13 protein-coding genes are annotated in these 12,565 nt (G+C 71.2%); 5 read left to right on the top strand and 8 right to left on the bottom strand.

The window, feature by feature from the left end:
- Nucleotides 1-141: 141 nt before the first annotated feature.
- The 5 genes from HCJ92_RS17055 to HCJ92_RS17035 all read right to left on the bottom strand — a co-directional run bounded on the left by HCJ92_RS17055 (nt 142) and on the right by HCJ92_RS17035 (nt 6,135).
- Nucleotides 142-1,416: an ABC transporter ATP-binding protein gene (locus tag HCJ92_RS17055; RefSeq protein WP_167934470.1), complete on the bottom strand. Its 1,275-nt coding sequence runs from the start codon at nt 1,414-1,416 to the stop codon at nt 142-144.
- Nucleotides 1,413-2,444, bottom strand: a complete 1,032-nt coding sequence (locus HCJ92_RS17050) for an ABC transporter ATP-binding protein (protein WP_167934469.1) — start codon at nt 2,442-2,444, stop codon at nt 1,413-1,415. The genes HCJ92_RS17055 and HCJ92_RS17050 overlap by 4 nt, the downstream gene beginning before the upstream one ends.
- A 25-nt stretch (nt 2,445-2,469) precedes the next feature.
- Complete coding sequence (locus tag HCJ92_RS17045; protein WP_167934468.1) at nt 2,470-3,402, bottom strand: ABC transporter permease; 933 nt, start codon at nt 3,400-3,402, stop codon at nt 2,470-2,472.
- Entirely contained in the window at nt 3,395-4,399 is a 1,005-nt protein-coding gene (locus HCJ92_RS17040; protein ID WP_167934467.1) for an ABC transporter permease, read from the bottom strand. The genes HCJ92_RS17045 and HCJ92_RS17040 overlap by 8 nt, the downstream gene beginning before the upstream one ends.
- 95 nt (nt 4,400-4,494) lie before the next feature.
- Nucleotides 4,495-6,135, bottom strand: a complete 1,641-nt coding sequence (locus tag HCJ92_RS17035) for a peptide ABC transporter substrate-binding protein (protein WP_167934466.1) — start codon at nt 6,133-6,135, stop codon at nt 4,495-4,497.
- 559 nt (nt 6,136-6,694) lie between these two features.
- Between HCJ92_RS17035 and HCJ92_RS17030 the strand changes: the two genes are divergently transcribed.
- Nucleotides 6,695-7,258: a GNAT family N-acetyltransferase gene (locus tag HCJ92_RS17030; RefSeq protein WP_167934465.1), complete on the top strand. Its 564-nt coding sequence runs from the start codon at nt 6,695-6,697 to the stop codon at nt 7,256-7,258.
- A 224-nt stretch (nt 7,259-7,482) separates the two neighbouring features.
- Here HCJ92_RS17030 and HCJ92_RS17025 read toward each other — a convergent pair whose 3' ends face one another.
- From HCJ92_RS17025 to HCJ92_RS17015, 3 genes are read right to left on the bottom strand one after another with little or no spacing between them, the layout of a single operon-like run.
- Nucleotides 7,483-8,397: an aminoglycoside phosphotransferase family protein gene (locus HCJ92_RS17025; protein WP_167934464.1), complete on the bottom strand. Its 915-nt coding sequence runs from the start codon at nt 8,395-8,397 to the stop codon at nt 7,483-7,485.
- On the bottom strand, nt 8,394-8,864 hold the full coding sequence (locus tag HCJ92_RS17020; RefSeq protein WP_167934463.1) for a ferritin-like domain-containing protein: 471 nt from the start codon (nt 8,862-8,864) through the stop codon (nt 8,394-8,396). Before HCJ92_RS17020 ends, HCJ92_RS17025 begins: the two co-directional genes overlap by 4 nt.
- Entirely contained in the window at nt 8,861-9,445 is a 585-nt protein-coding gene (locus tag HCJ92_RS17015) for a hypothetical protein (protein WP_338054223.1), read from the bottom strand. The genes HCJ92_RS17020 and HCJ92_RS17015 overlap by 4 nt, the downstream gene beginning before the upstream one ends.
- Nucleotides 9,446-9,837: 392 nt before the next feature.
- On the opposite strand from HCJ92_RS17015, the gene rimP reads away from it, so the two are divergent.
- The 4 genes from rimP to HCJ92_RS16995 form a co-directional block, all read left to right on the top strand.
- Nucleotides 9,838-10,383 carry a ribosome maturation factor RimP gene (rimP, locus tag HCJ92_RS17010; protein ID WP_167934462.1) on the top strand — a complete coding sequence of 182 codons (546 nt, stop codon included), beginning with the start codon at nt 9,838-9,840 and terminating at the stop codon, nt 10,381-10,383.
- A 2-nt stretch (nt 10,384-10,385) separates the two neighbouring features.
- Nucleotides 10,386-11,411: a transcription termination factor NusA gene (gene nusA / locus HCJ92_RS17005; protein WP_167934461.1), complete on the top strand. Its 1,026-nt coding sequence runs from the start codon at nt 10,386-10,388 to the stop codon at nt 11,409-11,411.
- 224 nt (nt 11,412-11,635) lie between these two features.
- Entirely contained in the window at nt 11,636-11,914 is a 279-nt protein-coding gene (locus HCJ92_RS17000) for a YlxR family protein (protein ID WP_167934471.1), read from the top strand.
- Nucleotides 11,915-12,099: 185 nt separating this feature from the next.
- Nucleotides 12,100-12,565: translation initiation factor IF-2 N-terminal domain-containing protein (locus tag HCJ92_RS16995; protein WP_338054222.1), on the top strand; the 466-nt coding region annotated here is incomplete at its 3' end.

Below are 12,565 nucleotides of genomic sequence, written 5' to 3'. Positions count from 1 at the left end.
GGGTGCACGGGGCGGCCCCGTGCACCCGGCCCGGCGGCCCCGTGACCGTTGCGCGGTCGCCCCCCGAGGGGCGGAGACACGGACGGGCCCCGACGGCACCTCTCGGTGCCGTCGGGGGCCGTGTCCGTTCCTGGTCCGGGGTCAGGCGGCCCCGTGCACCACGTCCCGCTTCTGCGCGAAGTGGCAGGCACTCGCGTGACGCGAGTTCTCCCGCACCTGCAGCAGCGGAGTCTCCTCGGCGCAGACGTCCTCCGCCTTCCAGCAGCGGGTACGGAACCGGCAGCCCGAGGGCGGGTTGGCCGGCGAAGGCACGTCACCCTCCAGCACGATCTCGTCCCGCATGCCGCGGAGCTTGGGGTCGGGCACCGGCACCGCGGACAGCAGCGCCTGCGTGTACGGGTGGGTCGGCGCCTCGTAGATCTCCTCGGCGTTGCCGTACTCCACGACGCGGCCCAGGTACATGACCCCCAGCTTGTCCGCGATGTGCCGGACGACGGAGAGGTCGTGCGCGATGAACAGGTACGACAGGCCGAGTTCGTCCTGGAGCTTCTCCAGGAGGTTGATGACCTGCGCCTGGATCGACACGTCCAGCGCCGACACCGGCTCGTCGCAGAGCAGCACCTCGGGTTCGAGCGCCAGCGCGCGGGCGATGCCGATGCGCTGCCGCTGTCCGCCGGAGAACTGGTGCGGGTAGCGGTTGATGTGGTCGGGGTTGAGGCCGACGAGCTCCAGGAGTTCCTGCACCCGCTGCCGGCGTCCCTGGCGGGGCACGACGTCGGTGTGGATCTCGAAGGGCTCGCCGATCAGGTCGCCCACCGTCATACGCGGGTTGAGCGAGGTGTACGGGTCCTGAAAGACCATCTGGATGTTGCGGCGCGCGGCCAGCAGGTCGCCGCCCCGCAGCTCCGTGAGGTCCTGCCCCCGCACCTTGATGGTGCCGGAGGTCGGACGCTCCAGCCCGATCAACAGCTTGGCGAGGGTCGACTTGCCGCAGCCGGACTCGCCGACGATGCCGAGGGTCTCACCGCGACGGAGGTCGAGGTTGATGCCGTCCACCGCCTGGACCGCGCCGACCTTGCGGCGCAGCACGATGCCCTGGGTGATGGGGAAGTGCTTGACGAGGTCACGGACCTCCAGCACGTTCTCGCCCTTGTCGAGCACCGGCGCGGTGGTGGGCTCGGCCGCACGGGGCGCCTCGGTCACCTTCGCGGTGGCGGCCGGCTTGCCGGCGTCGCCCCCGGTGGTGGCCTTCTCGTCCGTGGCGTCGACCTTCGCGTCCGAGGTGGCCTTCGTGCCCGACGCGTCCGTCTTCGGGGCGTCGGGGCCCTCGGCCCGGCCGGCGTCGTCCGATGCGACCGCCGCGTCGACGGACGGGTTCTCCTCGCGCGGCGTGTCCTTCGCCGACTTCTTGCTCATGCGGAGTGCACCTCGTCCCAGTAGTGGCAGCGGCTGATCCGGTCGGCGGCCACGTCGAACGCCGGGGGCGCCTCTTCATGGCACTTCTCACGCGCCATGTAGCAGCGCGGGGCGAACGAGCACCCGGGCGGCATCGCGGTGAGCGTGGGCGGCAGCCCCTTGATGACGCTGAGTTCCTGACCCCGCAGGTCGACGCGCGGGATCGACTCCAGCAGCGCCTTCGTGTAGGGGTGGGCAGGGGACTCGTAGATCTCCGACACCGGGGCCTGCTCGACGACGCGTCCGGCGTACATCACGGAGATGTCGTCGGCGACGTCGGCGACCACGCCCATGTCGTGCGTGATCAGCAGCAGGCCCATGGAGCGCTCCGCCTGGAGTTCGGCGAGGAGCTTCATGATCTGTGCCTGGACCGTCACGTCGAGCGCCGTGGTGGGCTCGTCGGCGATCAGGATCTCGGGGTCCAGCGCCAGCGCCATGGCGATCATCACGCGCTGCCGCATGCCGCCGGAGAACTGGTGCGGGTAGTCGTCCACGCGCTGCGCGGCACCCGGGATCCGGACCAGGTCGAGCAGCTCGACCGCCTTCTTCCGGGCGTCCTTGCGGGACATGCCGCGGTGCACGCGGAACATTTCGCCGAGCTGGAAACCGACCGTGAAGACGGGGTTCAGCGCGGAGAGCGCGTCCTGGAAGATCATCGCGACCGTGGTACCGCGCATCAGCCGCCGCTGTTCGCGGTTGAGCTTCAGCATGTCCACGCCGCGGTGACGCACCGCGCCGCCGGTGACGTACCCGGGCGGGCTGTCCAGGATGCCCATGATGGCCTGGGCGGTGACGCTCTTCCCGGAGCCGGACTCGCCGAGGATCGCTCGGGTGCGTCCGGCCTCCAGGGTGAAGGTCACGCCGTTGACGGCCTTGGCGATGCCGTCGCGCGTGTGGAACTCGACCTGGAGGTTCTCGACCTCCAGCAGCGGCGCCGAGCTGTCCGTCTCGAGGCGGCCGCTCGTCGAGGGCGCCGTCTGCTTCTTCATTCTGCTGACGATCGACATGGGCACCTCAGCGGAGTTTCGGGTCGAGTGCGTCACGCAGGGCGTCGCCCATCAGGATGAACCCGAGGACCGTGGTGACGAGGAACATGCAGGGCACCAGCAGCAGGTGCGGGTAGCCGCTCAGGACGTGCGACTGGCCCTGGACGATCATGACGCCCCAGGAGACGGTCGGAGCCCGCAGGCCGACGCCGAGGAAGGTCAGGGTCGCCTCGAGCGACACGAACAGACCGAGCGCGATCGTCAGGACCACGATGCCGGGCGCCATGGCGTTCGGCAGGATGTGGCGGAAGATGATCCGTCGGTCGGACGCGCCGAGCGACCTGGCCGCGGCGACGTAGTCCATGTTCTTGGTGGTCATCACGGTGCCTCTGATGACACGCGTGAGGGTGATCCACGCCAACGCGATGAGGACGAAGACGATCGCCCACACCGACCGCGACTGCATCAGGGCCAGCAGCACGACCGCGCCGAGCAGGAACGGCAGGCCGGCGACGACGTCCACGAGTCGGGAGATGACCGTGTCGACCAGGCCGCCGTAGAAGCCCGAGAGCACACCGAACAGGGTGCCGATGATCGCGATGCCGATGGTCGCGAAGACCGCCACCTGGATCGAGGGCCCGGCGCCGTAGATGGCCTGCGCGTAGTAGTCGCAACCCAGGTTCGAGAAGCCGAACGGGGCGTCCCAGCTGGGCTTCTGCCGCGCACGCGCGAGGTCGCAGTCGCGGGGGTCCCCGCTGGTCCACAGCGAGGGGAACAGCACCATCGAGATGACCGCGAGCACGATCAGCGACGCGATGATGAAGACCGGGTCCCGGCGCAGGTCACGCCAAGCGTCGGACCACAGGCTGCGGGCCCGCTCCGACGATGCCTTGGGCACCGCGCCGAAGGCCGGGTCCGAGGTCTTTGTGGCGGCGCCGCCACCGGGGGATGACTCACTCATAGCGGATCCTCGGGTCGAGCACGGCGTAGAGCAGGTCCACGAGCAGGTTGACAACGAGATAGATCAGCACGAAGAAGGTGACCAGGGAGACGATCACCGGCGATTCGCCGACCCGGATGGCGTTGATCAACTGGAAGCCCACGCCGGGGATGTTGAAGATGGCCTCGGTCACGACGGCGCCGCTCAGCAGCACACCCACGGAGAGGCCGAGGTCGGTGACGACCGGGATGAGGGAGTTCCGCAGGGCGTGAACGCCGATGACGCGTCGTCGCGGCATTCCCTTGGCCGTCGCCGTGCGCACGTAGTCCGCGTGCAGGTTCTCGATGAGGCTGGTGCGGGTGAGACGTGCCGTGGTGGCCAGACCCAGGGCTCCGAGCACCACTCCGGGTACCAGGAGACTCAGCCATGGCGAGTTGGCCTGGTAACTGATGCTGAACACGGTGCCGAGCCAGTCCGGGGCCCAGGAGGCCTCCCGCAGCGCGTTGGTCACCGGCACGTTGACGGTGGTCTGGATGACCTTGCCGAGGACGAAGACGGGGAAGGCGATGATGACGACGGTGGAGATCTTCACCGCGTAGTCGATGACGCCCTTGTTGCGCAGACCGGCGAAGACGCCGGCGGTGATCCCGATGAGGATCTGCACGATCAGCGCGATGACCGCGAGTCGTGCGGAGAGCGGGAGGCTGTCCACGATGATCTCGGTCACGGGGCGTCCGCGGAAGTTCGTTCCGAGGTCACCCTGCGCGAGGCTGGTCACGCGGTTGACGAACTGCCCGAAGCAGGGGTTGCCCACTTGTTCGAGGCAGGGGTCGTCCAGGTTGTACAGCTTCTGGACGGCCGCCAGCATGGCCTCGGAAGGACGACGGTCGCCGAACATGGCGCGCGCCGGATTTCCGTTGAGCTGGACAGCAAGGGAAGAAAGGTAGTGCAGGAGGAAAAGCGCGCCGGCGAGCGTGGGTATGAATTGCAGCAGCCGACGGATGATATAGCGGCCCATCGGGACTCCTCGGATTACACCGTCTCAGGGAAAGTTCCTGACAGGCGACAGCCGACGGCCGGGTAAGGCCGTCGGCTGCCGCCCGCAGAGGGGGGTTACTTCACCTGAATGTCAGTCCAGGACGGGTTGGTCTCGTAGATGTTGTAGACAACGTTCTCGACGGTGTCGTTGTAGGCGGCGGAGCTGCGACCGTAGAACAGCGGGATGGAGGGAACTTCCTCCATCAGGATCTGCTCGGCCTCGGCGTACAGGTCCTGCGCCTCCTCGAGCGTCGGGGCGGCGTCGCCCTCGCGCACCAGGCGGTCGAAGTCCTCGTTGGTCCAGCCGGTGTCGGCCGAGCTGCCGTTCGAGGTGTAGAGCGGCTTGAGGTAGTACTCCTGCGACGGGTAGCTCATGATCCACGCCGAGCGGTACGGACCCTCCATCTCCTCGTCGTCACGAGCGTTCAGGTGGTCGGGCCACTCCAGCTCGTTGCGGAGCTCGAACTCGATGCCGAGGGTGTTCTGGATCTCGATGCCGACGGCCTCGACCCACTCGTCGTGGCCGGCGCCCGGGTGGAAGTGCAGCTGCAGCTTCTTGTCCGCGGGCCAGTCGACCTCGTCCCACAGCTCATTGGCGCGGTCCGGGTCGTACTCGCAGTACTCGCAGACGCCCTCCTGGTAGCCGGGGATGACCGGAGCGATGAAGCTGTCGGCCGGCTCGAAGGCACCGAGGAGCACGTTGTCGATGATCTTCTGACGGTCGACCGCCATCGACAGGGCCTGGCGGACCTTGGGGTCGGCGAAGGTCTCGTCGTAGAGCGGGTACGCCAGGTTGGTGATCTGCGAGGTGGCCACCTCGATGAACCGGTCACCGAACTGGTTGCGCGCCTCGTCCCGCAGCTCCGGCGGGGTCGTGCGCAGCACGTCCAGGTTGCCGGCCTGCAGGTCGTTGTAGGCCGTCTGGGCGTCGGCGTAGATGTTGAACGTCAGGGTGTCGACGTTCGCGGAGTTCTCGCCGGCGTAGTCCTCCCAGCGCTCCAGCGGGATCTCGACGTCGTGCTCCCAGGGGCCGGCCATCTTGAACGGGCCGTTGCCGATGGGCTCGGTGTTGCACGCGTCGGTGTCGTCCAGGCAGGCCTGGGCCATCGGCATGAACGCGTTGTGGCCGAGCGCGACCTCGAAGGTCGTGAAGGGGCTCTTCAGCGTGACGGTGAAGGTGAGGTCACCGGTCTTCTCCAGGCCGGAGAGCTCGGTGACGTCGGAACCCTCCTCCTGCATCTCGTCGTAGCCCTCGATCACATCGAAGAAGAACGAGCCGCGCTGGGCGTTGTCGCCGTAGGCGCCGTAGTTCCAGGCGCGGATGAACGCGTCGGCGTCCACGGCCTCGCCGTTGTGGAACTCCTGGCCCTCACGGACGGTGATGTCCCAGGTCTGGTTGTCCTCGGTCTCGATGGACTCGGCGACGAGGTGGATCACCTCCCCGCTGTCGATGTCGAAGTCCACGAGGCCGGAGTAGACGGCGGACACCACGGTGCCGCCCTCGGACTCGACGGTGTCCGTGGGGATCAGCGTCTGAGGGCTGTTCAGGTTGGCGCGGACCTCGCCGCCGGTGTACTCGCCCTCGGCGTTGCTACCGCCGTTGCCCCCGTTGTTGCCGCCGTCCCCGTCACCGTCGCTGCTCCCACAGGCCGCAGCGGTGAGGATGACGGCACCCGCGAGCGCGGCTGCGCGGGTGATCGTCCTCGGTCGTCTCATCAAAAAGCTCCTTGGTGATGCGCCGGCGTCGTGTCGGCACTACGAGAGCTAACTCTGATGCCATGCATACCGATTACAGGAACCCCGTGCTGGGCAGAGTTATGGGTTCGAGACAGCTCCGATGCTTCCTGATGACCTCTTAGCGAAGCCATCCGTCCGGAATCCGGAAACTAGTCTCACTGTGCATCGCGAGTCACACTGGGCCCATTCGCCACAGGAGCACCTTGGGTGCTCTCGGGTAACGGGCGACTTGCCCGGTGCGCCCCGGTGCGGCGGGAGGCGGTGCGGTCGTCCCCTGCGTGGATGCCCCTGCGGTGAAATGGGCCGAATGCCCACGAGGGTGGCGCTCCGGGGCCGGCTGGGCCCGTCGCTCGCCGGAGTCGCCCTCCGTGCCGATGCGACCCGACGCGGTCCGGGGGAGGGGCGTCCGCCGCCGGGACGCGCACCGCTCGGCCGCCGCACCGGAGAGCGCGCGGCGTGCCACGGGCCCCGGCCGGCCCCGGCGAACGGATCCGCACGGGGCCGGGACTTCACGCCCCGTGCGGGCTAGTCTCCGATCATGAACCACGTCGCCGTCGGACCGCTCGACCTGACCGCGCGCGTCGACGACGCCCTGGACGTCCAGGCGCGGGCCTTCGGGCTGTCCCTGGAGGAACAGCGGGTGCGGCGGGGCATCGTGCTGCGTCACCTCCTCGTGCCGGGGGCGCGCTCCTTCGGCGCCACCGGCGACGACGGCCGGCTGCTGGGGTTCGTCTACGGCGTCCCGTGCGACCGGGCCCAGTGGTGGTCCACGGTGGTGGAGCCGTACCTGATGCGCAACGGGCACGACGACTGGCTGGACGACGCCTTCACCATCACCGAACTCCACGTCCTGCCGTCCCATCAGCGGCTCGGACTCGGCAGAGCGCTCATCACGGGCCTCACCGACATCGTGAGCCAGCCCCGCACGCTCCTCTCGGCCATCGACACCGAGAGCCCCGCCCGCTCGCTCTACCGCGCTCTCGGTTACCGGGACCTGGCGCGCAGGGTGCGGTTCCCCTCAGCGACGCGCCCCTACGCCGTGATGGGGGCGCCGCTGCCCCTGCTGCGGCAGGAGAGCCGCCCCGGGCGCATGGCGCACTGATCCGCCGTCCGGAAGGGCAGGACGCCCCTGCCGCCGGCTGCGTGCCCTGAGCGGCGCGGCCCCCGGGGCCTGGCGCCGCCCGGCCGCCGCCGCCGGGCCGCCCGTCCGCCGTCACGCACCGCGTGCTGCCCCTGTTCGCGTCACGCACGGGGCACCGGGCCTCGCACCGTACGCCCGAGCCCGCCACCCGCCCCGTGCGTGTCGTCCCCTCCCATGCGGCGGTCTCACAGCCAGGTCGTGAACTCCAGGAGCGCCTCGGCGTCGCGCCGCCGGCCTTCGGCCACGGCGCGCACGGCGGCCTCCACCGCGCGGTAGAAGGCCCACGCACGGAGCCGCTCCGCGTCGACCTCCGTCGCGTCGGCCAGCGAGCGCACCCGGCGGCGGGTGACGGCGGCGGCGCCGGACGACGCCACCAGGTCGTGGAGCCGGTCCCGCACGGGGCGCGCCAGATCGTAGGCGCGCTCACCCACCAGAGGGTGCGGCCCGACCGCCAGCCACTGCGCGCGCTCGGAGTGCGACGCGAGCACCGTCCCCTGGCGCAGGTCGCCGTGGAGGATCCGGGTCTCGTCCGGCCCCTCCGCCAGCAGCCGTGCCCGCATCGCCAGCGCCTCTTCGACCGTCTCGCCGAGGTCCGGCTCGGCGTCCGCAGCCGAACGCAGCAGCGCGACCTGTGGTGCCGTCACCTCGGACACGTCCGGCAGTCGGTGGCCGGAGCCGGGTTCACGCCACAGCCGGTGCGCCACGGACAGTGTCTCCAGTACGGCCTTGGCCTCCGGCAGCGACCGGAGCGACACCTCGGGGCGAGCCCGTTCCAACAGCAGGGCGCCGCGCGCCCCGTCGCCACGCATCACCCGCACCGCGCCACGCCCCTGCCACACCCGAAGAGCTTCGGCCTCGTGCTCCGCCGCGGCCCCTGACGGCAGGAGCTTGAGGGTCAGGGGCTCCCCGGTCGCGCCGCGGACCAGCAGTGTCAGCGAGGCCCGGCCACCGGGCGTGACCGGGCGCTCCACGGTCACGTCCCAGTCCGTCGCAACCTGCGCCGTCAGCTCCGGCAGACGGCGCAGCCATGGCGCCGCGAAACGTTTCTGCGCCTCTTCGAGACGCTGTGGAAGTTCCAGCGGCGGGCCGTCGGCGGTCACCTCCGCGCACCGGTGGTCGAGTGCTCGGCCAACCCCGGCAGCGCCTGTCCGCTGCCCCGCCACCACGCGGAACGGAGCGCCGAGCGCCGCAGCGCCCGCGCCGCGGCGAGCCGCGAGGCGCCGTCGCTGGCGCGGACCAGGTCCGCGTACGCCCCGGCCAGGCGCTCCTCCAACTCCGCCGCCAGGTCCCTGGCCGAGGCCACGTCGCCCACCGGGAACGGCAGCGAGTACCCGGCCGACGCGGCTACAGGGGCCCCGCCGAGCTCGCGCACGGTCTGCCGCAACTCGTCGCGCTGCCCGCGGTGCGCCTCGAGCAGGCCGCGGACCTGCGGACGCACCTCCTGCCCCGCCCACGCGCCGACCACCCCGTACCCGTAGACCGTGGCGTGTTCCGCGGCGAGCGCGGCCTGGGCCGCGAGCACTCCCACGTCCGTGCCTGTTCCGGCAGCGGGCCACAGCCCCGTCATGTCGCGTCCTCCGTTGTCAGGGCCTCCGGGAGGAGGCCGGGTTCGTCCTCGGGCAGCGTCCCGTCGAGCAGGTAGCACTGCGTGGCGCCGGCCGCGGCCAGCGACGCCAGCAGGCGGGCCAGTTCCGGTGGGGCGTCCGCCAGAGCGAGGAGTCGCCGTTCGGCCAGCTCGGCTTCCGAGCGGGCGAGCTCGGCGACTGCCTCCTCCGGCTCCGCCGGGACCTCCGGGGCGGTGGACGGCGGCCCGGCGCCGGGCCGTGCGGCCCCGTCGCCGTCGCGGCGCACCGATGCCGAGGTGGCCGCGGCGCCGGCGACGACCGCGGCAAGGTGCTCCTCGACCGTGCCCCGCAGCGGCAGCAGCCGCTCCGTCAGGTCGGGATGGGCGACGAGCGTCGCGTCGTAGCGGGCGAGCAGGAGGCGGCTGTCCTCCTCGGTCTCGTCCCGCAGCCGCCGCGCGCCGGCGGAACGCTCCGCGCGTTCCGCGGCCTGTCGCGGGCCGGTGGCGGAACAGCCTGTCAGGGCCGCGGCGAGGAGAACCCCGCCGCCAGCCAGCAGAGTGCGTCTGGACAGCTCACAGGGCACGGTGCGCGCCACTCCCCGTCGTTTCGTTCGGGCTGGGTGAGTCCATGGGTGCGTCGTGTGGTGGGCGCCTCCCGGAGCGGTCCGGAGGCCGCCGGACGCGGACGCGGTGAGCCTACCGGGGCGTGGACGGGGCCCCCGTCGGCCCCCGCCGTGCGGGCCGCCGCACCCGGCGGCTGCCGCCCGGTCGGCCTACGGCCGCTGCGGCGGGCGGGGAGGACACGCGAGGCGTTAGGGTGGAGCACTGTGGGTGGGCGCGGTCGTTGACACGGCGCCACCGGAGCCGGAGGTCGCCAGGACCCGGCCGCCGGTCACCGCGCCGCACCGCCCCGCGGTCCGGCGCCGAGCCTCCCACCGAACGCCACAACAGCAGACGCGGCCGAGGAGTCACCCGGATGAGCACCACCCAGATCGACAGGCTGCGGGAGATGCTGGAGCCCTTGGCTGCACAGCACGGCATCGGCCTCGAGGACCTCAGCGTCACGCAGGCGGGCAAGCGTCGGGTGCTGCAGCTGGTGGTGGACACGCTGGAGGGTGACGACGGCGTCTCGCTCGACCAGTGCGCCGAACTCAGCAGGGTCGTCTCCGAGCGTCTCGACGCCGACGACCCGCTGGGCTCCGACGCCTACGTGCTCGAGGTCACCTCGCCCGGCGCCGACCGGCCGTTCACCCAGCGCCGCCACTACCTGCGGGCCCGCGGCCGACTGGCCCGACTGCGACTGCAGCAGGGCGAGGAGCTGACCGTCCGCATCCTGGCGGTGGACGAGAAGGGTCTGGACACCGAGATCCCGGGTGAGAAGGGCCGTAAGGCCAAGCCGCGCCGGGTGGAGTTCGACGACATCAGCTCCGCGCGGGGCGAGGTCGAGTTCAACCGCAAGGCCGACCGTGACGACGACACCGAGGGCTCCGGCTCCGCCGGCCGCTCCGACGAGGAGGCGTGAGCATGGACATCGACATGAGCGCCCTGCGGGGACTGGTCCAGGAGAAGGAGATCTCCTTCGACATCCTTGTCGAGGCCATCGAATCCGCGCTGTTGATCGCCTACCACCGCACCGACGGCAGCCGTCGCGTGGCGAGGGTGGAGCTGGACCGCCGTACCGGTCACGTGACGGTCTGGGCGAAGGAGGACCCGGCCGACCTGCCGGAGCCCGCGGAGGGGGAGGCACCCGCAGCACCGCGCGAGTTCGACGACACCCCCGACGGGTTCGGCCGCATCGCTGCCACCACCGCCAAGCAGGTCATCCTGCAGCGGCTGCGCGACGCAGAGGAGGACGTGACCTTCGGGGAGTACGCGGGCCGGGAGGGCGATATCGTCACCGGCGTCGTGCAGCAGGGCAAGGACCCCAAGAACGTCCTGGTCGACATCGGACGGCTCGAGGCGATCCTGCCCCCACAGGAGCAGGTGCCCGGGGAGCCCTACACCCACGGCACGCGGTTGCGCAGCTACGTCGTGCGCGTCGTCAGGGGCATGCGCGGCCCCTCGGTCACGCTGTCGAGGACCCACCCCAACCTGGTGAAGCGGCTCTTCGAGCTGGAGGTCCCCGAGATCGCCGACGGCTCCGTCGAGATCGCCGCCATCGCGCGCGAGGCCGGCCACCGCACCAAGATCGCCGTGCGCTCGACCCGCGCCGGACTCAACGCCAAGGGCGCCTGTATCGGTCCCATGGGCGGGCGGGTCCGCAACGTCATGGCCGAGCTCAACGGAGAGAAGATCGACATCGTCGACTGGTCCGAGGACCCGGCCCAGCTGGTCGCCCACGCGCTGTCGCCGGCCCGCGTCAGCCGGGTGGAGGTCGTCGACGAGTTCGCGCGCTCCGCGCGGGTCACCGTCCCCGACTACCAGCTCTCCCTCGCCATCGGCAAGGAGGGGCAGAACGCCCGTCTCGCCGCGAGGCTGACCGGGTGGCGGATCGACATCCGGCCCGACACCGAACCGGGCGAGGAAGGCTCCGAGCCCCGACGTCCCTGAGGTCGTCCTCCGGCGGTCCCCCGGCCCCACGGGGCCGTCGGAGGACGCCGGGCCGGTGCGAGTGCGGTGGGGCCGGCGCCCGACGACGGCTGCCCGCCGCGCGCTCCGGTGTCGTGCCTGGCCGGGGCGGGTCCGGGCGTGTGTGCCCGGCTGTGGCCGGGGCCCCGCAGGCGCCGTCGGTGACCCGGTAGGGCCGCGGCGCACACGAGGAGGTAGAATCGATGATGTCTGGCCGGACGTCCCCCCGGGCCTGCCCGGAACGTACGTGCGTGGGCTGTCGGCGACGCTCGGCCCAGAACGATCTGCTGCGTGTGGCGCTGATCGGGAACACATGCCTTCCCGATCTTCGCGGTACGCTGCCTGGCCGGGGTGCCTACCTGCATCCCGTGTCCGCCTGTCTCGAGTCGGCATTGCGTCGTCGGGCGTTCCCACGGGCCTTCCGGGCCACGGGCGCGTTGGACACCGCGCCGCTGGAGCAACAGGTCGGATTCCCCGGGCCGTGAGCGCGCGATGCGCGTCGGATCGGTCCATGTCGGTGAAGGCGTGCGGAACCTCCGCACGGCTCAGTACCTCGCGAGTTGGAAGTAGGTCGAGATTGCGATGAGCACTCGATGAGTACGCGATGAGTACGCCCGTGAAGTAGCGACGGTCCGGCGGACGACCCACCCCGGACCCGATAAGGAGCGAAGTGGCTAAGGTCCGGGTATACGAGCTCGCCAAGGAGCTTGGAGTGGAGAGCAAGGTCGTCATGGCCAAGCTCCAAGAACTTGGTGAATTCGTCCGTTCGGCGTCCTCGACGATCGAGGCGCCAGTAGTACGCAAGCTGACAGACGCCTTCGACGGTGGCGGCAGCAACCGCCGTGCCGCGAAGCCCGCGGCGCCCCGCAAGCCGGGCGCCCCCAAGCCGGGCGCCCCCAGGCCGGGCGCCCCGACCCCCGGCCCCTCGGCGCCCACTCCCCGTCCCACGGACGGTCCCCGCCAGGAGAGCCAGCGCCAGGACGGTCCTCGTCAGGACGGTCCGCGCCCCGGCCCCGCCCCGCGCCCCGGCCCCAAGCCGGCGCAGAGCAAGCCGGCCCCCGCCGGTCCGGAGTTCACCGCGCCCCCGGCGCCCCGCCCCTCCGGCAACAACACCCCTCCGCCGGCCTCGTCCGGTC

It is taken from the genome of Streptomyces spiramenti, assembly GCF_012034385.1.
GTDB lineage: Bacteria > Actinomycetota > Actinomycetes > Streptomycetales > Streptomycetaceae > Streptomyces > Streptomyces spiramenti.
The sequence above is the reverse complement of the archived record's forward strand: the minus strand, read 5'-3'. Positions and strand labels throughout refer to the sequence as shown.

Bases quoted from the DNA above. Each gene is read 5' to 3' on its own strand.
- HCJ92_RS17055 (WP_167934470.1), bottom strand. From the start codon at position 1,416: ATGAGCAAGAAGTCGGCGAAGGACACGCCGCGCGAGGAGAACCCGTCC.
- HCJ92_RS17050 (WP_167934469.1), bottom strand. From the start codon at position 2,444: ATGAAGAAGCAGACGGCGCCCTCGACGAGCGGCCGCCTCGAGACGGAC.
- HCJ92_RS17045 (WP_167934468.1), bottom strand. From the start codon at position 3,402: ATGAGTGAGTCATCCCCCGGTGGCGGCGCCGCCACAAAGACCTCGGAC.
- HCJ92_RS17040 (WP_167934467.1), bottom strand. From the start codon at position 4,399: ATGGGCCGCTATATCATCCGTCGGCTGCTGCAATTCATACCCACGCTC.
- HCJ92_RS17035 (WP_167934466.1), bottom strand. From the start codon at position 6,135: ATGAGACGACCGAGGACGATCACCCGCGCAGCCGCGCTCGCGGGTGCC.
- HCJ92_RS17030 (WP_167934465.1), top strand. From the start codon at position 6,695: ATGAACCACGTCGCCGTCGGACCGCTCGACCTGACCGCGCGCGTCGAC.
- HCJ92_RS17020 (WP_167934463.1), bottom strand. From the start codon at position 8,864: ATGACGGGGCTGTGGCCCGCTGCCGGAACAGGCACGGACGTGGGAGTG.
- rimP (WP_167934462.1), top strand. From the start codon at position 9,838: ATGAGCACCACCCAGATCGACAGGCTGCGGGAGATGCTGGAGCCCTTG.
- nusA (WP_167934461.1), top strand. From the start codon at position 10,386: ATGGACATCGACATGAGCGCCCTGCGGGGACTGGTCCAGGAGAAGGAG.
- HCJ92_RS17000 (WP_167934471.1), top strand. From the start codon at position 11,636: ATGTCTGGCCGGACGTCCCCCCGGGCCTGCCCGGAACGTACGTGCGTG.